17 protein-coding genes are annotated in these 25,644 nt (G+C 32.6%); 16 read left to right on the top strand and 1 reads right to left on the bottom strand.

Translation table 11 applies throughout. The annotated features are described in order from the left end of the window. The first annotated feature begins 143 nt into the window (after positions 1–143). Both brnQ and BMY82_RS03665 read left to right on the top strand, forming a co-directional pair. Entirely contained in the window at positions 144–1,466 is a 1,323-nt protein-coding gene (gene brnQ, locus BMY82_RS03670; RefSeq protein WP_091974768.1) for a branched-chain amino acid transport system II carrier protein, read from the top strand. A gap of 133 nt (positions 1,467–1,599) precedes the next feature. Continuing rightward, positions 1,600–2,787 (top strand): pyridoxal phosphate-dependent aminotransferase, encoded by a 1,188-nt coding sequence (locus BMY82_RS03665; RefSeq protein WP_091974766.1) that lies wholly within the window; start codon positions 1,600–1,602, stop codon positions 2,785–2,787. A gap of 222 nt (positions 2,788–3,009) precedes the next feature. On the opposite strand, the gene BMY82_RS03660 is transcribed toward BMY82_RS03665, so the two are convergent. After that, positions 3,010–4,257 (bottom strand): AI-2E family transporter, encoded by a 1,248-nt coding sequence (locus tag BMY82_RS03660; RefSeq protein ID WP_091974764.1) that lies wholly within the window; start codon positions 4,255–4,257, stop codon positions 3,010–3,012. Between the two features lie 182 nt (positions 4,258–4,439). Here BMY82_RS03660 and BMY82_RS03655 point away from each other — a divergent pair, with 182 nt between their 5' ends. The 14 genes from BMY82_RS03655 (at position 4,440) to pyk (ending at position 25,489) form a co-directional block, all read left to right on the top strand. Beyond that, positions 4,440–4,847: a hypothetical protein gene (locus BMY82_RS03655; protein ID WP_091974762.1), complete on the top strand. Its 408-nt coding sequence runs from the start codon at positions 4,440–4,442 to the stop codon at positions 4,845–4,847. Next, entirely contained in the window at positions 4,847–6,820 is a 1,974-nt protein-coding gene (uvrB, locus tag BMY82_RS03650) for an excinuclease ABC subunit UvrB (protein ID WP_091974760.1), read from the top strand. The genes BMY82_RS03655 and uvrB overlap by 1 nt, the downstream gene beginning before the upstream one ends. Before the next feature lie 206 nt (positions 6,821–7,026). Beyond that, positions 7,027–9,870: an excinuclease ABC subunit UvrA gene (gene uvrA / locus BMY82_RS03645; protein ID WP_091974758.1), complete on the top strand. Its 2,844-nt coding sequence runs from the start codon at positions 7,027–7,029 to the stop codon at positions 9,868–9,870. A 132-nt stretch (positions 9,871–10,002) separates the two neighbouring features. Next, positions 10,003–11,817 (top strand): excinuclease ABC subunit UvrC, encoded by a 1,815-nt coding sequence (gene uvrC / locus BMY82_RS03640; protein ID WP_091974756.1) that lies wholly within the window; start codon positions 10,003–10,005, stop codon positions 11,815–11,817. 239 nt (positions 11,818–12,056) lie between these two features. Continuing rightward, complete coding sequence (gene hprK / locus BMY82_RS03635; protein ID WP_091974964.1) at positions 12,057–12,989, top strand: HPr(Ser) kinase/phosphatase; 933 nt, start codon at positions 12,057–12,059, stop codon at positions 12,987–12,989. 81 nt (positions 12,990–13,070) lie between these two features. Further along, a complete protein-coding gene (murB, locus tag BMY82_RS03630) occupies positions 13,071–13,991 on the top strand; it encodes a UDP-N-acetylmuramate dehydrogenase (RefSeq protein ID WP_091974753.1) in 921 nt (306 codons plus the stop codon). A 15-nt stretch (positions 13,992–14,006) separates the two neighbouring features. Next, positions 14,007–14,744 carry a PHP domain-containing protein gene (locus tag BMY82_RS03625; RefSeq protein WP_091974751.1) on the top strand — a complete coding sequence of 246 codons (738 nt, stop codon included), beginning with the start codon at positions 14,007–14,009 and terminating at the stop codon, positions 14,742–14,744. Positions 14,745–14,772: 28 nt separating this feature from the next. Next, positions 14,773–15,636 (top strand): RNase adapter RapZ, encoded by an 864-nt coding sequence (gene rapZ / locus BMY82_RS03620; RefSeq protein ID WP_091974749.1) that lies wholly within the window; start codon positions 14,773–14,775, stop codon positions 15,634–15,636. 12 nt (positions 15,637–15,648) lie between these two features. Further along, on the top strand, positions 15,649–16,800 hold the full coding sequence (locus BMY82_RS03615; protein WP_091974747.1) for a gluconeogenesis factor YvcK family protein: 1,152 nt from the start codon (positions 15,649–15,651) through the stop codon (positions 16,798–16,800). A 19-nt stretch (positions 16,801–16,819) separates the two neighbouring features. Next, positions 16,820–17,248, top strand: a complete 429-nt coding sequence (locus BMY82_RS03610; protein ID WP_091974745.1) for an NUDIX hydrolase — start codon at positions 16,820–16,822, stop codon at positions 17,246–17,248. 2 nt (positions 17,249–17,250) lie between these two features. After that, positions 17,251–18,219, top strand: a complete 969-nt coding sequence (gene whiA / locus BMY82_RS03605; protein WP_091974743.1) for a DNA-binding protein WhiA — start codon at positions 17,251–17,253, stop codon at positions 18,217–18,219. 334 nt (positions 18,220–18,553) lie between these two features. Further along, the gene (locus BMY82_RS03600) at positions 18,554–22,162 is read left to right on the top strand and encodes a DNA polymerase III subunit alpha (protein WP_091974741.1); all 3,609 of its coding nucleotides are present in this window, start codon (positions 18,554–18,556) and stop codon (positions 22,160–22,162) included. Positions 22,163–22,701: 539 nt separating this feature from the next. Then, on the top strand, positions 22,702–23,670 hold the full coding sequence (pfkA, locus tag BMY82_RS03595; protein WP_091974962.1) for a 6-phosphofructokinase: 969 nt from the start codon (positions 22,702–22,704) through the stop codon (positions 23,668–23,670). A gap of 79 nt (positions 23,671–23,749) precedes the next feature. Further along, positions 23,750–25,489: a pyruvate kinase gene (pyk, locus tag BMY82_RS03590; RefSeq protein WP_091974961.1), complete on the top strand. Its 1,740-nt coding sequence runs from the start codon at positions 23,750–23,752 to the stop codon at positions 25,487–25,489. Positions 25,490–25,644 lie beyond the last annotated feature (155 nt).

Below are 25,644 nucleotides of genomic sequence, written 5' to 3'. Positions count from 1 at the left end.
ATGGAATTATTTTATAGCTATTTTGAAATAGTGTTAAAAAGAGAAAGATTATTTTAACTGAGTTTTACTAACCTTCTCACAGAAACAATCTACTTTGCTGGTAGAATTGTTGAAATTTATTTTTTAGAAAAAGGTGAAAAATTATGGAAATTAAGAGAAAAGACATTATTATATGCGGATTCGCATTGTTTGCTATTTTCTTTGGCGCTGGAAACTTGATTTTCCCTCCATATCTTGGTATTTTGTCGGGGAATAGATGGTATATAGCTATGTTTGCATTTTTACTATCAGATCCAGTGCTACCGATACTTGGTGTAATAGTTACAGCCAAACTCGGTGGAAGAGCAGATGACTTAGGAAAGAGAGTAGGACCTAAATTTGCAAAATTGGTAGGTACAGTAGCGATACTTACAATAGGACCATTCTTCGCAGTACCTAGAACAGGCGCAACAACACATGAAATATTTATTAGACCTCTGTTTCCTTCTGTACCAAGTTGGATTACATGTTTAGTATTCTTTATAATAACTTACTATATTACTTTGAATCCTACTAAAGTAATAGACATTATAGGAAGATACCTAACTCCTTGTCTTCTTGTAATACTTGCACTTATAGTAGTAGTGTCAATAGTAAATCCTCCAGATCCTCTAGTTCAAACTTCAACTCCAAAGTTATTTACATTAGGATTTAAAGAGGGATATCAGACAATGGACGCCTTGGGTTCTCCATTAATGGCTGGAATAGTAATTACAGATTTAATTAGACGTGGATATACCGATAAAGAAATTCAGTTTAAAGCAAGTGTAAGAGTAGGCTTAGTTGCATTTCTATTGCTTGCTCTAGTATATGGAAGTTTGACTTATGCAGGGGCTACAGTTGGCGCTCACTTTGATGCAGATACTGAAAGAACAGCTCTTTTGATAGGAATGGTTGAACTTATGTTAGGTAATGTAGGTAAGGTATTTATGGGAGTTGCAGTTGCACTTGCATGTTTAACAACATCTACAGGACTCACATCTACTTGTGGTAATTATTTTGAGACAATTACTGATGGAAAGATTAAGTACAGAACAGTAGTAACAATATCCGTGCTAGTTTCATTTGCATTATCATTCTTAGGTGTTGATGGATTAATAGATGTAGCAGTTCCTATTTTATCTGCAATATATCCAGTTATGATAGTTCTTATACTTATGTCAATCTTTGATAAGAAAATCAAATACAATTGGACATATACTGGTGCAGTTATAGGTGCATTTGCTGTATCTGTCATTGAAAGTATAAATCTAGCATCTGCAATGAGAGGTGGACATCTATTAGAGTCTGCAGCTAATGTGATAGCAGGCTTCCCACTAGCGAACTTTGGCTTTGAATGGGTATTACCTGCGATTGTATGCTCAGTAATATTTACACTAATAAGTATGCTAGGAAAGGTTGGAAAAACTATCAACGATCCTGTATAAAATTTAGTTAAAACTATAGAAAAAAGTTATTGAATTTAGTAGTAAATACCGCTAATATATAAATATATACAGTTAGTTTATATTTATTAAATTAGCGGTATAACTACATATATTTGTTTAGGGGGTAAATTTTATGATATCTCAAGAAATGACAAAATTAGGAACTGAAAAATCTATTATTAGGGAACTTGCAGCTTTTGCAGCTATGAGAGCTAAGGAAGTCGGAGAAGAAAATGTGCTTGATTTTAGTTTAGGAAATCCGAGTGTTCCTGCACCTAAAGAGGTTCAGGATGCTATAATTGAAATTATAAAAGACAATTCTCCAATAATGTATCATAGTTATAGTTCAGGAATGGGACATGATGGAACAAGAGAGGCTATCGCAGACAATTTAAACAGAAGATTTGGAACTGACTATTCCAAAAATAACATACTGCTAACTTGTGGAGCAGCTGCATCATTAAATATTGTTTTTAGAGCCTTGATTGCTTCAGAAGATGATGAAATAGTAGTTTTAGCACCATTTTTCCCTGAATATTCTGTATTTATTAAAGCACAAGGTGGAAAGCAAGTGCTTGTAGATTGTAAAGACGATATGCAACTAAATATTGATGCATTGAGAGATTCAATTACAAAAAATACAAAAGCTGTAATAGTAAATTCACCAAACAATCCATCAGGTGTAGTCTATTCTAAAGAAGAAATAGAAGCTTTAGCTAAGTTGCTTGAAGAAAAATCTGAAGAATTTGGGAAAACGATTTATCTAGTGACAGATGAACCTTACAGAGAGTTAGTTTTAGTAGATGGGCTTGAAGTGCCATTTATCCCAGAATATTATAAGAACACAGTAGTTTGCTATTCATGGTCAAAATCTCTATCACTACCAGGAGAGCGTATAGGTTATATACTTATTCCTGATTGTGTAGATGATAAGATGTTAATGGCGGCTTGCTCAGGAGCTGCGAGAGCTCTTGGATATGTATGTGCACCGACTCTATTCCAAAGAGTAATAGAAAAGTGTATAGATGTTGAACCGGACTTAACAGTTTATAAAGAAAATAGAGATATTCTTTATAATGGACTTACAGAACTAGGATATAAACTTGCTAAGCCAGCAGGAGCATTTTATTTATTTATAGAATCACCAGATGGAGATTCAGAAAAATTCTCTGAAAGAGCTAAAGAATATGATATGATAGTTGTACCTGGAACTGGATTTGGATCTAAGGCTCATATGAGACTTTCATACTGTGTAGAAACAGAAAAATGTAGAAAAGCATTGAAGGTATTCGAGAAAATGATGGAAAAATATTATAAATAGATATGCCATTAGCTTGAATAAAGTAATCAGTAGATGTAGAATATAGTAAAGTATATATATTAAAATTTAAATATGCTTTATAATATATAATTGACAAGATTCATAATTCTATATTATGGTTCTTATAAAAAGCTATATAGAAACTTTTTCTATAAAATAATCAGCAAGGGAGGAGCTCACCACATGGAGTGCTCCTCTCTTGCTGATTATTTTATATATTATTTATTTTTCAATATTGTTATTTGAAGTATCGTAATCGTAAGATTTGTCTTCCGATTCTGAAATAGTTTCTTCCTCATCTATAGAAATCTTTATATCTGCAGATATTTTTCCATGAGATGATAGAAAATCCTTACTAATAGGTTCTCCACCGTCATTTACTGCAGCTTTTAAGATTTTATAAATAGTTGCTGTAACAGGAACACTAAAGAATACTCCAGCAATACCTGCCAATCCACCACCTATAATAATTGCGATAATTACCCAGACTCCAGGAAGCCCTACAGAACCACCGACTACTCTAGGATAAATTAAATTACCTTCTATCTGTTGTAAAATTACTAGGAAAACTATAAATAAAATAGCCTGTATTGGACTGTGAGTTAAAATCATAAAAAATCCAAAGGCCCCTCCTATATATGCTCCTATTAAAGGTATTAGGGCAGTAAAGCCTACTACAGATCCAATCATCGGTGCATATGGGAATCTAAAGATAAAGAGTCCGACAGTACACAAACTTCCTAATATAATAGCCTCAATAAACTGACCTGTAAAGAATGAAGCGAAAGTCGAATTTGCAATATCTAAAACATAGTACATTTTTTTAGTGAAACCTTCAGGAAGGAATCTTTTGAATAGCTTCTTAAACTGTCTTCCAAGAGTTTCTTTTCCAGCAACAAGGTATATAGCTATAATTGTTGACATAACAAAATCTGCCATTACACCGAATACAGAGCCTATAATATTAAATATATTACTTGTCCATATTGAAAGAGTTCCAATAAGTTTTTGAATAGCCTCTTGACCAGTTTTATCAGAAGAAAGAAGTTTTTCTCTGATCGTAGGTAGAGAGCTGGAATGTTTAATAGCTTCATCACGAATACTTTCGTAAAGATCAGGGAACTTATTAGATATAACAGCAATCGATTTTGAAAGCTGTGGCACTACAAGCATATAAACAAGATATAGTATCAAAATAACAGATAAAAAAGATAGAAGGATGCATATTCCTCTTCTACTTTTCTGAAGATACTTGCTCTTTGTGTTTGGAAAAAATATTTTTTCCCAAAGTGAAACTACTATATTAAGTATAAAGGCTATTACGCAGCCAAGGAAAATTGGCTTAAATATGCCTAAAAATCCAAAAAATTTTATTAACACATCTTTTGCATTTAAAGCAACTGCTAGTACAATACCAAGTACTATTAAAATTAAATAGACATTTTGTTTTGTTTTAAATCTATTTTCCATTTACTACCTCCTGTTAAGTGATATATCTTAAAATCGTAGACCTTCAATTAAACGGTAAATAAAGCCCTGAAAAGACCATGTAATAATTACATTATATTTTACAATATAAGAAAAATAAATACAACATTCAAAAATATATGGTAAAATATAGTTAACATAATATAATTGGAGGTGTACTTAATATGACAGCAAAATATAATGAAGAAAATGTAGTAGTTAGTTTTACAACATACAGAAAATTAAACAGAACAAATCTTGGAACAAATATGGTTGCAAATTCACTATTAGGACATAATAGAACCTCTGGTCCAGTTCCAGACTTGTATACTTTATATCTTACTGAAGAAACTTTTTTTGCAGAATACAGTAGAAAAAGTCTTCACGGAAGTATGCCGAAAAAGATTACGAAATTAGACATACCAATAGTAGATATAGAAAAAATAGAACTAATTGAAAAAGAGGGTGAAGAATATCTACATCTTTTAAGCGATTGGGGCAAGGAATATTTATTTAATATAGAAGGCGACATTACTAGAGAACTTGCAGAAGAGATGATCGAGTATGTTGAGAACAAGAAGAGGAAGAGATAATGGAATTTAAATTAGTTTCAGACTATAAGCCAACAGGAGATCAGCCTCAGGCTATAGAAAAAATTGCAGAGTCCATAAATAAAGGAAACAAATATCAAACTTTGCTAGGTGTAACAGGTTCGGGAAAAACCTTCACCATGGCAAATATTATTCAAAAGGTTAAAAAGCCAACCTTGATACTTGCACATAATAAAACTTTGGCAGCTCAGCTTTATAGTGAGTTTAAAGAGTTTTTTCCAGAAAATGCAGTAGAGTATTTTGTTAGCTATTATGACTATTATCAACCGGAAGCCTATGTTGCACACAGCGATACATATATAGAAAAAGATGCCAGTATAAATGATGAAATAGATAAATTAAGACACTCTGCCACTGCAGCAATACTTGAAAGAAGAGATACAATAATTATATCTTCAGTTTCATGTATTTATGGCTTGGGTGATCCTAAAGACTATAAAGAGCTGATGTTATCATTAAGACCAGGTATGATAAAAGATAGAGATGAAGTTATTAAAAAACTTGTGGAAACACAGTATGAAAGAAATGATATAAACTTTGTAAGAGGTACTTTTAGAGTTAGGGGAGATATATTGGAAATATTCCCTGCTGGAAATGATGAAAGAGCAATAAGAGTAGAGTTCTTTGGAGATGAAATAGATAGAATCACAGAAATAGACTATGTAACGGGAAAAGTAGTAGGCGAAAGAAATCATGTTGTAATATTCCCCGCATCTCACTATGTAACAACTCCTGAAAGAATTGAGTCAGCGATAAAAACTATAGAAGTTGAGCTAGAGGATACAATTAAAAACTTTAAAGACAATGATAAACTTTTGGAAGCTCAGAGAATTGAACAAAGAACTAATTATGATATAGAAATGTTGAGAGAAATAGGATTTTGTCAGGGGATAGAAAACTATTCAAGGCATATTACTTCTAGAGAAAAAGGAGAAAAACCATACACATTAATGGACTTTTTTCCAGATGACTATCTTATTATAGTAGATGAATCTCATGTTACTATACCACAGGTTAGAGGAATGTATGCAGGAGATCAATCTAGAAAGAAATCTCTTATAGAAAATGGATTTAGACTTCCATCAGCTTATGACAATAGACCTCTTAATTTTGAAGAATTTGAGGAAAATATAAATCAAATTTTATTTACTACGGCTACTCCAGGACCTTATGAAATGGAGCATTCTCAGGTATTTGCAGAACAGATAATCAGACCTACGGGACTTTTGGATCCTATAATAAGTGTAAGACCTGTTGAAAATCAAATCGATGACCTTGTAGTTGAAATAAATAAGAATATTGAAAAGGGCGAAAGAGTATTGATAACAACACTTACAAAGAAAATGAGTGAAGATCTTACAAATTATTTAAAAGAATTGGGAATCAAGGTCAAATATCTACATTCTGATATAGTTACTCTAGAAAGAACAGAGATAATAAGAGATTTAAGACTAGGAAAATTTGATGTTTTGGTAGGAATTAACCTTTTAAGAGAAGGTCTTGATATTCCAGAAGTATCACTTGTAGCTATACTAGATGCAGATAAGGAAGGTTTCTTGAGATCTGAAACATCTTTAATACAGACCATAGGGCGTGCCGCTAGAAACGCAGATGGTAGAGTAATAATGTATGCAGATAGGGTTACTGATTCTATGAATAAAGCAATTACAGAAACTGAAAGACGTAGAGCGATACAGTCTGCATATAATGAAAAACATCATATAACACCTAAAACTATACACAAGGAAATTAGAGATAGTATAGAAGCAACTAAGATTGCAGAAGAAGAAGGAAGTTATGATTTGAGCAATGTAAGTAAGCTGAAAGATAAGGCTGATATAGGAGATGCAATTATTATTCTTAAATCAGAAATGATGGAGGCGGCTGAAAAACTAGAATTTGAAAAGGCGGCACAGCTAAGAGATAAAATAATGGAACTTGAAAAAAAGTTGTAATTTAAAATAAAAAAGTGATTTACAAGTTTACTGTTTTAAATATATGAAAAACAGGTAATAATATAATAGATTATTTAAGAACACTCCTGGTAATGCCAAGGGTGTTCTTGTTTATATAAAGTTTTGGATATTTAAAATTTATTATGATATATTAGAATAAAGCAAAACAAACACGATAAATAGGAATAGATAAAGGAGGGGTGTTTTTGAACGATCAGATTATAATTAAGGGCGCTAGAGAAAATAATTTAAAAAATGTTGACTTGACGCTTCCAAGGAACAAGTTTATTGTATTTACTGGTTTGTCAGGTTCAGGCAAGTCTTCTCTTGCCTTTGATACAATATATGCTGAAGGTCAGAGAAGATATGTCGAAAGTCTTTCTTCATATGCAAGACAATTTTTAGGTCAAATGAACAAACCGAGCGTAGATAGTATAGAGGGGCTTTCTCCGGCTATATCAATAGACCAGAAAACTACTTCAAAGAATCCGAGGTCTACAGTAGGTACCGTAACGGAAATATATGATTATTTGAGACTTTTGTATGCAAGAGTAGGAGATGTACATTGTCCTACTTGTGGAAATTTAATAAGTCAAATGACGATACAAGAAATAGTAGACAAAGTAATGGAATATGAAGATAGGGCCAAGCTTCAAATTCTGTCCCCCATGGTTAGAGGGCAAAAAGGCGCTCATAAGAAGACTCTTCAATATATACAAAAAGAAGGATATGTAAGAGTTAGAGTTGACGGAGAAAATAGAGAAATAAGTGAAGATATTGAGTTAGAAAAAAATAAAAAACATACTATAGATGTAGTGGTAGATAGAATTATTGTAAAAGATGGAATTGAAACTAGACTTGCCGATTCAATTGAAGCAGCGGTGAAACTATCTGATGGTCTTGTAATAATACAGGAGCTTGGAAGAGATGGTGAAGAAAATAGAGAAACTCTTTTCTCTACAAAATTTGCTTGTCCAGATCATGGAATAGGAATAGAAGAGCTATCACCTAGGATGTTTTCTTTTAATGCTCCGTTCGGGGCATGTGATTTGTGTAATGGTTTAGGAGAAAGTAAAGAAGTAGATGTGGATTTAGTAGTTCCAAATAAAGATCTTACTCTAAAGCAAGGTGCAATAGCAGCTTGGTCGACAAATGGACTTAATGACAATACATATTACTCAAAGATGATATTGGCACTTTGTGAAAAATTCAATGTTTCAGTAGATGTTCCCTTTAAGGATCTTCCAGAGGATTTTGTAAATGAACTTTTATATGGTCAGGAAAATACAATTGTTTCCTTTGAATTTGAATCAAAGTTCGGTGGGCTAAAAGAACACAAAAATTATTTTGAAGGTGTTGTTGTAAATATAGATAGAAGATATAAAGAGACGAAATCTGATGCCATGAGAGATAGGCTAGAAGATTATATGGCTGAAAAACCATGTCCAAGATGTAAGGGAAGAAGATTGAAAGCTGAAGTTTTGGCAGTGAAGGTTGGAGATAAAAATATAATGGAAGTTACAGACCTTTCTGTAGATGAACTGATATATTTTATTGATAGTTTACAACTAAGTGAGAAGAAGGCTTTTATTGCAGATGATATACTAAAAGAAATAGGCGAGAGAGCGAAGTTCTTAAAAAATGTAGGACTAGGATATCTTACTCTTTCAAGAAAGGCTGGAACTTTGTCTGGTGGTGAAGCACAGAGAATTAGACTTGCAACACAGATAGGCTCAGCTCTTACAGGTGTCTTATATGTATTAGATGAACCTAGTATAGGGCTTCATCAAAGAGATAATGACAAGCTAATAGCAACTTTGAGAACACTTACAGATATAGGAAATACCTTGATAGTAGTCGAACATGATGAAGATACTATGAGAGCTGCAGATTATATTGTAGACATAGGACCTGCAGCCGGTATTCATGGTGGCGAAATAGTTGCAGAAGGTCCTGTTGAAGATATTATAAAGAATAAAAATTCAATAACAGGTAAGTATCTAAGTGGAGAAATTACAATCCCAACTCCAGAAAAATTGAGAGAGGGAAATGGACAGTTTATTGAAGTTAAAGGTGCAAAAGAAAACAATCTTAAAAATATAGATGTTAAATTTCCTTTAGGAAAGTTTATATGTGTTACGGGAGTTTCTGGTTCAGGTAAGTCCACTTTGGTAAATGAAATTTTACACAAGGGATTAGCACAGAAGTTGAATAGATCTAGAGTCAGACCGGGACAACACCAAGAAATAAAGGGTATAGAGAATATAGACAAGGTAATAAATATAGATCAAAGTCCCATTGGAAGAACACCTAGATCAAATCCTGCAACATATACAGGTGTATTTGATATGATAAGAGATCTTTTTGCATCTACAAATGAGGCAAAAGCCAGAGGTTATAAAAAAGGAAGGTTTAGCTTTAATGTTAAGGGAGGAAGATGTGAAGCTTGTAAGGGCGATGGAATTCTAAAAATAGAAATGTTTTTCCTTCCAGATGTATATGTTCCTTGCGAGGTGTGTAAGGGGGAAAGATATAATAGGGAAACTCTTCAGGTAAAATATAAGGATAAAAGCATATCAGATGTTTTGGATATGAATGTTGAAGAGGCTTTGGAATTCTTTGAGAATATACCATCTATAAAAAGAAAATTAGAGACACTTATGGATGTAGGACTTTCTTATATCAAACTTGGACAGCCTTCAACTCAGCTTTCAGGTGGAGAAGCCCAGAGAATTAAACTGGCTACAGAGCTTAGTAAGAGACCTACAGGCAGAACTATATATATACTTGATGAACCTACAACAGGTCTTCACTCTGAAGATGTAAGAAAGCTTATAGAAGTTTTACAGAGATTAGCAGATACTGGAAATACTGTAGTAGTAATAGAACACAATCTTGATGTTATTAAAACAGCTGATCACATAATAGATTTAGGTCCAGAAGGTGGTAATTTAGGCGGAACAATAGTTGCAGAAGGAACTCCTAAAGAAATAGCAAATGTAAGAGAAAGCTATACTGGACAGTATATTTCTAGAGTTTTAGATAAGTAAGAAAAAAATCTTTTTTAAAATATTGAAAAAGATTAAAAATAATAAATAAATATAAAGGGGTTGATTATATCAATCCCTTTTTGGTGTATAATATAAAGTATAGATATTTTGAATTAGAAAGGTGGGAAGAATTTGTTTGATATACAAGAGCATTTAAAGACCTTACCATCAAATCCCGGAGTTTATTTGATGAAGAATAAAAAAGGACAAGTAATATATGTCGGCAAGGCAGTTTCTTTAAAAAATAGAGTCAGACAATACTTCCAGTCCTCTAGAAACCATTCAGATAAAGTAAAATCTATGGTTAAAAATATTGCAAGCTTTGAGTATATAATGACCGATTCAGAGTTAGAGGCATTGATACTAGAATGTAATTTAATAAAAAAGTATAAGCCAAAATATAATATATTGCTAAGAGATGATAAAACATATCCATATATAAAAATTACAATGGCAGAAGACTATCCTAGGGTAAAAAAAGTAAGGCGTGTAATAAAAGATGGTTCTAAATATTTTGGACCCTATACAAATGTGGCTGCAGTAAATGATACTCTAGATATTATTAGAGATATGTATCCTATTAGAACTTGTAATATAGATATAGATAGAGCCATAAAAAATAGAATAAGACCATGTCTGAATTATCACATTAAAAAATGTGTAGGACCTTGTAGAGGTAGTGTTTCAAAAGAAGAATATGGAGAAATGATAAATGAAATTATAATGTTTCTTTCAGGAAAAGAGGAGAATCTGATATCTATTTTGGAAATAAAGATGAAAGAGGCTTCTAAAAACTTAGAGTTTGAAGAAGCTGCAAGATATAGAGATCAGATAAATAGTCTTAGGGATATAATGGAAAAACAAAAAATATCCAATGTGCAAAATGATACAGATCAAGATGTTATTGCAATGGCTAACTTTGATGAAGAAGCATGTGTACAGGTATTCTTTATTAGAAATGGTAAAATTTCAGGAAGAGAAAACTTTATGCTAGAAGGAGTAAAGGATAATAATAGATCTGTAATACTAGGTTCATTTATTAAACAGTTTTACATGTCTCAGGAGTATATTCCTAAAGAGCTGATAGTAGAGGAAGAATTTATGGATATGCAAATAGTAGAAGAAATGCTATCTTCCAAAAGGGGAAGTAATGTTTATATTAGAGTTCCTCAAAAGGGAGAAAAAAAGGCTCTAGTTAAGATGGTTAGAAAAAATGCAGATGAGTATCTGGTAAAGTTTGACGATTTAAACAAGAAAAAATATAAAAGAAGTGTTGGCGCATTGGAAGAACTTGCAGAACTTCTTAATCTTGATGAAAAACCAAGAAGGATAGAATCCTATGATATTTCCAATATACAGGGAGTTGATTCAATAGGAACTATGGTTGTATATACCGATGGTGTAAAAGATAAAAAAGAGTATAGAAGATTTAAGATAAAAACAGTAGAAGGTCCAGATGACTATGCTTCTATGGCAGAAGTTTTGGATAGAAGATTGAAACACGGTAACTATCCAGATTTAATACTATTAGATGGTGGAAAAGGACAAGTTTCTGCAGTTAAAGAAGTAATGAAATATAACAATGTGGACATTCCTCTTTGGGGTATGTATAAAGATGATAGACACAGGACTAAGGGGCTAATAAATTTTGAAAAAACAATAGAGCTTGATAGAAGTTCAAGCTTGTATCGATTTGTAGCAGGAATACAGGAAGAAGTTCATGATTATTCTATTTCATATCACAGAAGTTTGAGAGATAAGAAAATGACAAAATCTGCTCTAGATGATGTAGTTGGAGTGGGTCCAAAGAGAAAAAAGGCTCTTATGTTGAAGTTTAAGGATGTAGACAATGTAAAAAAGGCAACTCCTGAAGAAATAGCAGAGACAGAGGGTATAAATATAGAATTAGCAAATAAGATACTTGAGCATCTTAAAAAAGTTAGATAAATGCAAAATTAATATTATATAGAATAGAAAAAATAAAAAGTTAGTAAAAATATACATATTTGATAATATGTATAAGAGCAATTAAAAATATTATGCTGTTTTTAAGAAAAAAATGTTATTTTAGAGAATAAAAACTTTAATAATAAGGAAAAACAATATAAAAAATAGTATAATATAAAGAAGGATTCCTAGTCCTTTAATTAAAAGAAAATGAGGAAAAAATTATGGAAGGCGTGAAAATGAAGAAAGTTACAGTTAGAGAATTAATAGATGATTTAAAATTAAAAGAAATAATATGTCCTGAAGGCAAGGCTGAGAAAATGATAATAACAGAAAAGGAAATAAATAGACCTGGAATACAGCTAGCTGGATATTTTGATTATTTTACACCAGAAAGAATACAGATAATTGGTAAAACAGAGTATACTTTTTTTGGTAACTTTGATGAAGAATCAAGAGATAATACTTTAAGCCAGTATTTTTCGTATGATATACCAATAGTAATAGTAACTAGAGGTATGGAGCTTAGAGAAGATTTCTTCAAGTGGGCAAGTAAAATGGGTACTATAGTATGTTCAACTAAGAAGGAAACTACAAGGTTTATTAATAAGCTATCCTCATATCTTGAGGAAAGAATGGCACCTACTCAGACAGTTCATGGAGTTTTGGTAGATATAAATGGAGTAGGAGTTCTTATAAAGGGTGAAAGTAGTATTGGCAAGTCTGAAACAGCGCTAGAACTTGTGCAAAATGGCAATAGACTAGTAGCAGACGATGCAGTGGAAATAAAGCGTTCAGACGATGGTGTCTTAATAGGGCAGTCTCCAGAACTTTTGAGAAATTATCTTGAAATAAGAGGCATAGGAATAATAGATATTAGAAGCCTTTATGGAGCAAGAAGCATAAACCCTAGAAAAAGAGTGGATATGATAGCTTATCTTGAAAGTTGGAATCCAGAAAAGTACTATGATAGATTAGGGCTAGATAAGGATTATGAATATATACTTGATACAAAGATTGAAAAAATAGTTGTTCCAGTTAAACCAGGCAGAAATATCGCCATGGTGCTTGAAGTTGCAGCTATGAATTACAGGCAAAGACAGTTAGGAAATGATGCTGCAATAGAATTTTCTAACAAATTAACGGATGTGATAGAAAATAAAGGAAAATAAACGTAAAAGTATTGTTATTTTGACGTATTTTAGATATTATATAAGTTGGTATGTATTGTTTAAAATTGAAAGGAGGATATAATGGATAAAAAAGAAATGTACGATTCGTTAAAGGAAGTAATAAGTGAAGAATTAATATTTATAGATGAACCAATGGACAAGCATATTTCTTTTAGAGTTGGCGGTCCAGCAGATATACTTGTAAGACCTACAACTGAAGAAGAAATAAAGGCTGTTTTTAAATTTGCGACAGAGAAGAATATCCCATTTTTCGTAAAAGGAAATGGAACAAATATATTAATAAAAGATGGTGGTTTTAGAGGTTTGGTAATAGAATTATCAGATAACTTTAGCGACTACAAGATTGAAGGAAATCTAATAACAGTTCAGACAGGTGCACTTTTATCAGTAATAGGTAGAGAGGCTATGAGAGCATCTTTAACAGGATTTGAGTTTGCATCAGGTATTCCGGGATCTCTAGGAGGAGCATTGGCAATGAACGCAGGTGCTTATGGTGGAGAGATGAAGAATATAGTAAAGTCAGCAAGATTAATGGACTGCGAAGGAAATATTACAGAATATACAAACGAAGAGATGAATTTTGGATATAGACACAGTAGACTTACTGATGAAAAGAAAATAGCAATATCTGCTGTTATAGAGCTTGAAAAAGGCAACTATGAAGAAATAAAAGAAAAAATGGATGACCTTGCTTATCAGAGAAAATCAAAGCAACCACTTGAATATCCAAGTGCAGGTTCAACTTTCAAGAGACCTGAAGGTTATTTTGCAGGAAAGCTAATACAAGATTCTAACTTGAAAGGTAAGTCTTTAGGTGGGGCACAGGTATCTGAAAAGCATTCAGGATTTGTAATTAATCACAATAATGCAACAGCAACAGATATAATCAACCTAATTGAACATGTAAAAGACACAGTTTACAGTTCACAAGGAGTACATCTTGAGGAAGAAGTAAAGATTATAGGAGAAGATAGAGAGTAATCTGGAGGTGAATAGATGAAAATTCTAGCAGATTACCATGACCACACAATTTATAGTTGTGGTGGTAATGATAAGAGAAGACATGCAAAAGGAACTATTGAAGAAAATGTAAAGGCTGCAATAGATAAGGGTCTTAAAACAATAGGAATTTCAGAACATGGATTTAGCCATAGTCTATATGGGCTTTCTAAGGAAAATGCTAAAAAGGAAAGAGAAGAAATAGATAGACTAAATAAAAAATATCCAGAAATAGAAATATTAATGGGTATGGAGTGTAATATTTTAGATGATAGCGGTAAAATTGATATGCCTGATGATATGAAGGGATACTTTGATTATATCTTGGCAGGTTATCATTTTGGTTCAAAACCAACATCATTTAGAGCCCTTTTAAATCACGTAGACAATGTGATTACTGGAGGTAGATTTTCAAAGGCATATAATACAAGAGCAGTTGTAAATGCAATGAAGAATAATGATATAATGTATATAACGCATCCAGGAGATAAGGGAAGAGTAGATATTGATGAAATAGCTAGAGTTGCTGAAGAAACAGGAACTGGGCTTGAAATAAATGGTCATCATGATAGGCTCAATGCAGAAATGATAAAACAAATAAAGGATAGAGATATTAAATTCTATATAGGTTCGGATGCACATCGTCCTGAAGATATTGCTAATTTCAAAAGAGCTTTTGAAATTATTGAGGAAGCAGGATTAGATGTAGAAAGAGTTGAAAATATAGAAAAATAATAGTAGTTAATGATTGGAGGTCTGATTAATGAAATTTGTGATAGTAACAGGACTGTCGGGTTCAGGTAAAAGTGAGGCAATGAGAGCTTTAGAGGATATGGGCTTCTATTGTGTGGATAATTTACCTCCAGCGCTTATAATTAACTTTGCAGAACTCTTTTTCCAGTCGAATTCTAATATGGATAAGGTGGCGCTTGGCATAGATATTAGAGGAAGAGAATTTTTCCAGGCTTTAAATGAAGCATTAGAACAGTTAAGTGCAGCCAACTATAAATACGATATGATATATCTTGACTGTGATGACAATGTTTTGGTCAAGAGATATAAGATGACAAGAAGAAATCATCCATTGGCGGCAAACTCACAGATTCCGGATGGAATCAAAAAAGAAAGAGTGATTATGGAGCCTTTGAAGAAGTATTCTAAGATGATAATAGATACTACAAATATGAAGCCAAAGGATTTAAAAGCTGAAATAGCTAGTATGTATGATTCTGGTGATGGTTTAGAAAGTCCAAATATTACAATATCTGTAGTGTCATTTGGATTTAAATATGGATTACCTATTGATGCAGATCTTGTATTTGATGTAAGATTTTTGCCAAATCCATATTATGTTCCTGAACTAAGACCAAAGACAGGTGATTTTGAGGAAGTAAGAAATTTTGTAATGGATTCAGAAATCAGCAAGAAATTTGTAGAAAAATTATTCGATATGCTTGATTTTCTTATTCCACAATATCTCAACGAAGGTAAGCAACATCTTGTAATAGGAATAGGTTGCACAGGTGGAAGACATAGATCTGTTACAATAACTAATATGACTTACGATTATCTATGTGAACAGGGTTACAGAGCAGTGAAGAAACATAGAGATTCTAAGTTAGATTAATGGAGGCAAAATATGCAAATACAACTGAGTGGGACAGAGCTAGTATTATCTCTTCTTGCTTTTTTAGGTGTTATAGCATTTATAGTTGCTTTGTTTGTTTCGTATAAATTTTTAAAATTATATAAAAAAGCCTTACACCAAAGTCAGATAACATTTCAAAAGATAGAACAACAAATAAATGAACCAAATGTTGTCGTAATAGGTGGCGGTACAGGACAATCAGTTTTTTTAAGAGGATTGAAACATGATACAAAAAATATTACTGCAATAGTTACTGTTGCAGATGATGGTGGAGGCTCAGGTGCATTAAGAGAAGACTTGGGAATGTTGCCACCAGGTGACATTAGAAATTGTCTTCTTGCACTTGCCAACATTGAGCCGACAATGAATGAAGTAATGCAGTACAGATTTCCTGAGGGAGCTCTAAAGGGACAGAGTTTTGGAAATCTTTTTATAGCAGCTATGACAGGACTGTACGATAATTTTGAAACGGCTGTCTACAAGATGAGCCAGATATTTGCCATTACAGGGAAGGTACTTCCAGTTACTATGGATGATATAAATCTTGTAGCTGAACTGGAAGATGGAAGCACAATAGTAGGCGAATCCAACATACCTAAGGAAGCAAAAAAGAAAAATACAAAAATAAAGAAAATGAGTCTAGATAAGAAAGATGTAAAACCTTTGGAAGAAGTTATACATTCAATAGAAAATGCAGATGCAATAGTAATAGGTCCAGGTAGCCTTTATACAAGCATACTTCCTAACTTGTTAGTAGAAGATGTTATAGAAGCTCTATCTAAATCCAAGGCACCTAAAATCTATGTATGCAATATAATGACTCAGCCTGGAGAAACAGATGGAAAGAATGTTTTGGACCATGTAAAGGTATTAATTGACCATGCAGGTACAAACTTTATAGACTATGTTGTTAGCAATAATGACCAACTGCCTTCTGGTGTTTTTGAAAGATATGCCAAGGATGGTGCAGAGCTTGTTCTTTTGGACGATTATCAAAAAGAAGAGCTAAATAGAATGGGAATAACATATGTTGAGCAACAGTTAATAGAAATAAAGAACGGATATATAAGACATGATGCTGAATTGGTGTCTAGTTCAGTACTTAAAATAGCGGTTAAGCATAGTTATACAAACAACATTTGATTTAATAAGGAGTGATATTATGAGAGAAGAGGTAAGTGCAGGTGGTGTAGTTGTCCTTGGTAATACTATATTACTACTGAGAAAGTACAATGGTGATTGGGTTTTGCCTAAGGGCAAGGTAGAAGCAGGGGAAACTCATGAAGAGACAGCACTTCGAGAAGTAAAGGAAGAAACAGGTGTAAAGGCAAGTATAGAAAAATATCTTGGTGAAATTCACTATACATATAAGGAAAATTGGGATCAACAAAGAGGGGTCCATAAAATAGTATTTTGGTACTTAATGCACACAAAAAGTATGGACACAGTTCCACAAAGAGAAGAAGGGTTTGTAGAAGCAAAGTTTATTCATATTGACAGAGTTCTTGATATGGCAAGATACGATGATGAAAGAGAAATCATCAAAGTAGCACTTAAAGAAATTGCAAAAGAAGGTAAAAAGGATAGCTAAAGATGTCTTTTTCAGCAAATACAAAAAGTGAACTGTCAAGAATAGAAAATAATAGCAAAAGACTAGATATTGCTGAGCTTTCTGCAATCGTAAGGCTATCTGGAACTATTCAGCTTTCAGGTAATATGCAGATAAGCCTAAAGATAACAACTGAACTCAATGTAATAGCTAGAAGAGTGTTCAAGATATTGAAAAATAACTTCGACATAAACACAAGTATCACTGTCAATAAAAATCAAATGTTAAAGAAGAACAATAGTTATGTTCTGACTGTTACTCCTGAAATGGGAGCAAGTAAACTTCTAGTAGGACTTGGAATTTTGGAAAATGAAAATACAATTTTCACGAGAAATGATATTCCACCAGAAATAGTAAATGAGCCCGATGAAGCAAATGCCTATATAAGAGGTGCTTTTTTGGGAAGCGGCTCAATCAATGATCCAGAAAAAAACTATCATATGGAGTTTGTAACTAACAATGAGGACTATGCTTATGAATTAAGTGATTTGATAAATTCAATGGGATTTAATAGTAAAATAGTTGCAAGGAAGAATAACTTTGTAGTATATCTCAAAGAAAGTGAACAAATTTCTGACCTTCTCGCAATTATGGGAGCTAATAGTGCTATGTTTGCACTGCAAAATGCCAAAATAATGAAAGATATGAGAAATAAGGTAAATAGAATAGTCAACTGTGAAACAGCCAATCTTTCTAAAACTGTTGATGCAGCAGTAAGACAAGTAGAAAGTATATTGATAATCCAAAAGACGATAGGAATTAGCAAACTTCCTAAAAATCTTCAGGAGGTGGCTCTTTTAAGATTAGAATATGAAGATATTAGCCTAAAAGAATTAGGAGAACTTCTTCATCCTCCACTTGGAAAGTCAGGGGTAAATCACAGATTTAAAAAAATAGAAGAAATAGCTGACCGTTATAGAGATCAAGTAGCACCAGAAGACTTGTTTAAATAAGCCCTTAAAGGCTTATTTTTTTTGAAAAATTTTAGTAATTTAAGAAGAGCTTGCAAAAAATATATTTAGACCGACTGTTAAAATTTAATAGTAGATAAGAAAGTTATCTTTTCCAATAATATATTAAATGAAAAACTCTTAAAAGTAAGTGCAATGAAAAATTCTATAATGTATAATAGAAATATCGAATGTAGAATAAATGGATTAAATTACATAGATTCTATATAAAAGTTTAAGTAAATGAAAAGATAAGTATCTTATTAAATGAAATATTATTTAATAAAAATAGCAACTTATTTTTAAATATGTTTTAAAATTTTGAAGGGAGGACGGTATGTTAGAAATAGAAGAAAAAAAAGAAGATGAAACTTTTGAAGTAAAAAATAAAGATTTTTGTCATCTTCATGTGCATACAGAATATAGTCTTCTTGATGGATTTTCTAGATTGAAGTGGTTAATTCCAAAGGTAAAAGAGCTAGGTATGAGCTCTTGTGCAATTACTGACCACGGTTCAATGTTTGGGGTAATAGATTTTTATAAGGCTTGTAAAAAAGAAGGAATAAAGCCAATTATAGGGTGTGAAGTATATGTTGCAGCAAGAAAGTATACAGATAAGGACCCTATGCTTGATAAAAGATCATCGCATCTAATTCTTCTAGCTGAAAATAACGAAGGATATAAAAATCTTATAAAAATAGTTTCAGACTCATATGTAGATGGATTTTATTATAAGCCTAGAACAGATAAGGAACAGTTGAGAAAGTATTCTGATGGAATAATATGCTTATCAGCTTGTTTAAATGGTGAAATTCCAAAGGCATTAATGCAAAGAGACTATGAAAAAGCACTTGAGCTTGCAAAAGAATATAGGGATATATTTGGAGAAGATAATTTCTTTCTTGAAGTGCAAGATCATAAGTTAGCGGAAGACAAGGAAGTAAATGCAGGTATTTTAAAAATATCCAAAGAACTAGGAATACCTATGGTGGCAACTAATGATTCGCATTATGTAAATAGAGAGGATTCTAAAAATCATGATGTGCTTTTATGTATACAGATGCAGAAAATATTAGACGATCCATCTAGGATGAAATTTCCCAATGATGAATTTTATATAAAGTCTAGGGAAGAGATGGAAGAACTATTCACATTTGCACCCGAAGCTATTGACAATACTTTAAAGATAGCAGAAAGATGCAATGTAGAATTTGATTTTAATAATTATCACATACCTTCTTTTGATGTCCCAGAGGGGTATACTCCATTGGAATATTTGAAAGAACTTTGCTACAAAGGTTTGTATGAAAGATATGAAAATCCAAGTCAAGAAATTATAGATAGGCTTGAATATGAAATTAATGTAATTTCTAGCATGGGATATATAGAATACTTCCTAATTGTTTGGGATTTTATAAATTTCGCAAAAAATAATAATATTATGGTAGGACCTGGTAGAGGTTCTGCAGCAGGTTCTATAGTTTCATATACCCTTAGGATAACGGATATAGATCCTATTAAATATAATCTTCTCTTTGAAAGATTTCTTAATCCAGAAAGAGTAACAATGCCTGATATAGATATAGACTTTTGTTATGAAAGAAGAGAAGAAGTAATAGAATATGTAAAAAGAAAATATGGAAAAGATCATGTTGCCCAAATAATCACTTTTGGTACTATGGGGGCAAAGTTGGCAATTAGAGATGTAGGGAGAGTTTTGGATATTCCTTATAATAAGGCGGATTCAATAGCAAAAGAAATACCATTTGCTCTTGGAATGACAATAGATAAGGCATTTGATGTCAATCCAAATATTGTTCAGATGTATGATAATGACGAAGAGGTAAAAGAAGTAATAGATATTTCTAAAAAATTAGAGGGTATGTTAAGACATGCTTCCACACATGCAGCAGGAGTGGTAATATCTAAAAATCCTGTGTATGAATATGTACCTCTTTACAAAAATCAAGATTCCATAACGACACAGTTTACAATGACAACGCTGGAAGAACTTGGACTTTTAAAGATGGACTTTTTAGGTTTGAGAACACTTACAGTTATAAGGGACACACTAGATTTAATAGAGTTAAATAGAGACAAAAAAGGATATACTGAGCATATAGATTTTTCAAAGATGGAATACGATAATCCAAAGGTATTTGAAAATCTTTCGCAAGGAAATACTTTGGGAGTATTCCAGTTGGAAAGCAGTGGAATGAGAAACTTTATGAAGCAATTAAAACCAAGTAGTTTTGAAGACATTGTCGCCGGTATTTCTCTTTTTAGACCAGGACCAATGGACTCTATTCCAACATATATTAAGTGCAAACAGAATCCAGAAGAAGTAAAATATATTCATGAAAAGTTAAAACCGATACTTGAAGTAACATACGGATGTCTAGTTTATCAGGAACAGGTTATGCAGGTAGTAAGGGAGCTTGGTGGATATAGTTTTGGACGAAGTGACCTTGTAAGACGTGCTATGAGTAAGAAAAAGATGGACGTAATGGAAGAGGAAAGACAGTACTTTATATATGGAAAGCTAGATGAAGAAGGTAATATCGAAATACCAGGTTGTATAAGAAATGGTGTCCCAGAAGATGCTGCCAATCAGATATTCGACGATATGATAGACTTTGCTAGATATGCATTTAATAAGTCCCACGCTGCAGCCTATGGAGTATTGGCATATGAGACAGCCTATCTAAAGACTTTCTATCCAGTAGAGTTTATGGCGGCTCTTATGACCTCTGTAATGGGTAATACTGATAAGGTAGTTGAATATATTAGAGAATGTAATGCTATGGGGATAGAAGTATTGCCTCCAGATATAAATAAATCATATTCAAAGTTTTCAGTAGATGGAAACTGTATAAGATTTGGACTTGCAGCTGTTAAAAATGTGGGATCTCATGTAATAGACGCAATTGTTCAAGAAAGAGAAGAAGCTGGAGACTTTATAGACCTTAGCAATATGCTAAAAAGGTTAGATTCTAAGCTTACAAATAAAAGAATAGTTGAGAGCTTAATTAAATGTGGTGCCTTTGATTCTCTTGGGGAAAACAGAGCTACTCTTATGTTTGGATTTGAAGCTTTACAAGAAAGCATCAACAAGGATAAGAAAAAGAATGTCTCTGGTCAAATTTCGCTATTTGAAATGATGTCACAGGAACAACAAGAGGAGGTAGAGGAACAAAACTCCTTGAAGTTTGTTCCGGAATACAAGGATAAAGTAAAACTTGAAATGGAAAAAGAAGTTTTAGGTGTATATGTTACAGGTCACCCTCTTTCTGAGTATGAAGACCTTATAAAGAGAAAGACCTCTATAAACTGTGGTGAAATCAACAAGCTAAAAGAAGAACCAGAAAAACTTTTAGAACTCAATGATAAAGAGCATATAATCGGTGGAATGGTAATAGGCAAAAGACTTATGACTACGAAAAAAGACGATATTATGGCATTTGTAACCCTTGAGGATTTATATGGAAGTATAGATGTAGTAATATTTCCAAGAACACTTCAGCAGTATCAAGAATTACTAAAAGAGGACTCGATTATATTTATAAAGGGAAGAATAAGTGTGAGAGACGATGATGATGTATCAATTCTTGCTGGTCAAATAAAATCAATTGATGACGATACACCTTTTGAAGAAAAGGAAAGAAGAAGTTACTATAAAAAAGAGGAAACAATACAAAGTCATGGAACAGGTAAAAAATTGTTTCTTAGAGTGGATTCAATGAAAAATGATGAATTGATAAATGAAATCTATTCTATAGTTAGACGCAATCAAGGAACTGATCTCGTAACGATATTCCCAATTGATGAAAATAAGGATGGCGGAAGAAAGACTTATCAACTTTCAGGAATAGGTGTTTATGCGGATATAAATGTAAAAGAAGAACTTTCAAGAATTATGGATGAAAAAGATATAGTAATACAATAAAATAAAGCTGTATTTTCAGTTTAAAGAATCCTAGCAAGTAAAATTAAATAGATTGAATCTAAAAAATTAAGTTAAGGTAATAATAAAGAGGCTATATTTGTTTGAAATAAAAAACAGATTATAGCCTTTTTATAAAATCAAACAATATTTCAAATAGAGTTTAAATAAAAAAAGATATTTACTTTTAAATTAGTATAGAAAATAAAAGTCAAAAATTATTATAAAAATATAAGAAAAACAAAGTTGATGTTTTGAAAGAATCTATTTTGAGTGAAAACAATATCCTGACAAAAGTATCTAGAAATACACAAAAATAGCAAAAAAATGCCCTAAATCTATTCTTAAATTGACAATATTGTGTTATAATATCAAAAGATACAATCGTAATATTTTTTTAACTATTGTGGGATAAAAAGTGAATGGCGTGGTCTTTAATTGTCCCTGTTTTAAATTTTTTATGATTGTAATATTTGTTATGTGATTAAAAAAATTAGCTATAGATTAGGATTTTGCTAATGCGATAGGAGGATATGGTAGTTATGAAGGCAATTGGTATTTTAACTAGTGGAGGAGACGCTCCAGGAATGAATGCGGCAATTAGAGCCGTAGTTAGAACTGCAATTTATTACGGATATAAGGTTTATGGAATTGAAAAGGGATACAGAGGTCTTTTAGATGAAGAGTTTGTAGAAATGGACTTGTCATCAGTTGGTGATATAATTCAGAGAGGCGGAACAATACTTAAATCTTCAAGATGCGACGAATTCAAAACAGCAGAAGGTAGAGAAAAAGCTGTAGAAATACTTGAAAACTACGGAATAGAAAGTCTTGTTGTAATAGGAGGAGATGGATCTTTCACAGGTGCAAAGCTTTTAAGCGAATTAGGTGTCAAGACAATAGGTATACCGGGAACAATAGATAATGACCTTGCGTATACAGATTATACAATTGGATTCGATACTGCAATGAACACAGTAATAGATGCAATAGGTAAGATAAGAGACACATCTTCATCTCATGACAGAGTAAATATAGTAGAAGTTATGGGTAGAAATTGTGGAGATCTTGCGCTATATGCTGGTGTTGCTGGTGGAGCTGAAACAATAGTAGTTCCTGAAAGAGAAATAAGAACGGATGAAATAGTAAGTAAGTTAAGAACTACTCAGAAGAGAGGTAAGAAGCACAGCATAATCGTATTAGCAGAAGGTGCGGACATAGAAGGTGGAGCATTAGGACTAAAGAATGCTCTTACAGTAAAGGATAAGGCAGATGTTAGAATAACAGTTTTAGGACATGTACAAAGAGGTGGTTCACCATCTGCATTTGATAGAATACTTGCTAGTAAGTTAGGAAATAAGGCTGTTGAATTACTTATAGAAGGTAAGAGCAAGAGAGTAGTAGGTATCAAGGACAATAAGATAATTGACCTAGATATAGATGATGCTCTATCTATGGAAAAGGAATTTGATCAGGACTTATATGAAATGGCTAAGATTCTTTCTATATAGCAAAAAGTTAGTTTAGTTTAGACAGTGTTAAATAATTTATAGTATATATTAAATTATTGAAAGAAAATTTGAGGTGATTATAGTGACAAAGTTAAAAAAGACAAAGATTGTATGTACAATGGGTCCTGCTACGGATTCAGATGATATTTTAAGAGAATTAGCATTAAATGGTTTAAATGTATGTAGATTCAACTTCTCTCACGGTTCTCATGAAGAACACAAGGAAAGAATGGATAGAACTAAGAGAATAAGAGAAGAACTAAATATGCCTATTGCTATTCTTCTTGATACAAAGGGACCTGAAATAAGAACAGGAGACTTTGAAGAAGCCATCGTACTAGATGAAGGTGAAAAGTTCGTTGTTACAATGGATGACTGTATAGGAAATAGAGAAAGATGTACAGTATCATATAAGGGAATGATAAATGATGTTAAGGTTGGAGATACAATACTTATAGATGACGGTCTAGTTGCTTTAAAGATAACTGAGATAAAGGGAAATGACATAATTACTGTAGTAGAAAACTCAGGTAAGGTATCATCAAAGAAGGGTGTAAATCTTCCAGGAGTTGTAATAAATCTTCCAGCTATAACAGACAAGGATATATCAGACATAAAGTTTGGTATAGAACAGGGAATAGATTTTATAGCAGCATCATTTGTTAGAAAGGCTTCAGATGTTCTTGAAATAAGAAAGATATTAGAAGAAAACGGAGCAGATGATATACAGATAATATCTAAGATAGAAAGTCACGAAGGTGTAGAAAATATAGATTCAATAATTCAGGTATCTGACGGTATAATGATTGCCAGAGGAGATATGGGTGTTGAAATACCAAGTGAAGAAGTACCAATAGTTCAGAAGATGATAATAAGAAAGTGTAATGAAATATCTAAGCCAGTTATAACTGCGACTCAGATGATGGACTCTATGATAAGAAATCCTAGACCAACAAGAGCAGAAGTAACAGACGTTGCAAATGCAATATATGATGGTACAGATGCTATAATGCTTTCTGGAGAGACAGCAGCAGGAAAGTATCCAATTGAAGCAGTTTCAACAATGAATAGAATAGCACTTAGAACAGAAGAAACTCTTGAATACAAGATATCATCTTTTGGTAAGAAGGAAATAACAGTAACTGATGCAATCAGTCATGCAACTTGCACAACTGCTATGGATCTTGAAGCACAGGCAATCATAACTTGTACTTCTTCAGGATATACTACTAAGCAGGTATCTAAGTTTAGACCACTAGCACCTATTATAGCTGCAACTCAGAGCGACAGAGTAATGAGAAAGCTATCTCTTAACTGGGGAACATACCCTGTAAAGAGTGAATTAGGACAGAATACTGACGAAGTAATAGAAAACTCTATAATAGCTGCAAGAGAAAATGGATTCGTAAACACTGGAGATACTGTAGTAGTAACAGCTGGTGTTCCTGTTGGAAAGATAGGAAAGACAAATCTAATCAAGGTAAGCGTAATAGCAGACTTCCTTGGAAGAGGTGTAGGTATCGGTGGAGAATCTATAGTAGAAGGTATAGCTAGAGTAGTTAAGCCAGGAGAAACTCCAAAGGTATTCAATGAAGGAGACATACTTGTAGCAGTAGGAACTGACAAGGAAATGGTTCCATACATGGAAAAGGCAAGTGCAATAGTAACAGAAACAGGCGGAATGACTTCTCATGCTGCAATAGCAGGAATAAATCTTGGAACTCCAGTAGTAGTATCTGTAAAGGAGATAACTGCAAAGGTTAAGGATGGAGACAAGATAAGAGTAGAAGCAACAAGCGGTTCAATAACTAGAGAATAATAAAAATATAGATTTACAGCAACATACTAATCCCCCAGATTGTATGTTTATAAAAAAGCGTATAGTATATTAACATAGAGCTACTGTATAAGGTTCAACCAAATTACAGTAGCTTTTTATTGTTGTTTTTGATAAAATAAATCTATTATGGTAAA

Source organism: Peptostreptococcus russellii (assembly GCF_900110295.1).
GTDB lineage: Bacteria > Bacillota > Clostridia > Peptostreptococcales > Peptostreptococcaceae > Peptostreptococcus > Peptostreptococcus russellii_A.
The sequence above is the reverse complement of the archived record's forward strand: the minus strand, read 5'-3'. Positions and strand labels throughout refer to the sequence as shown.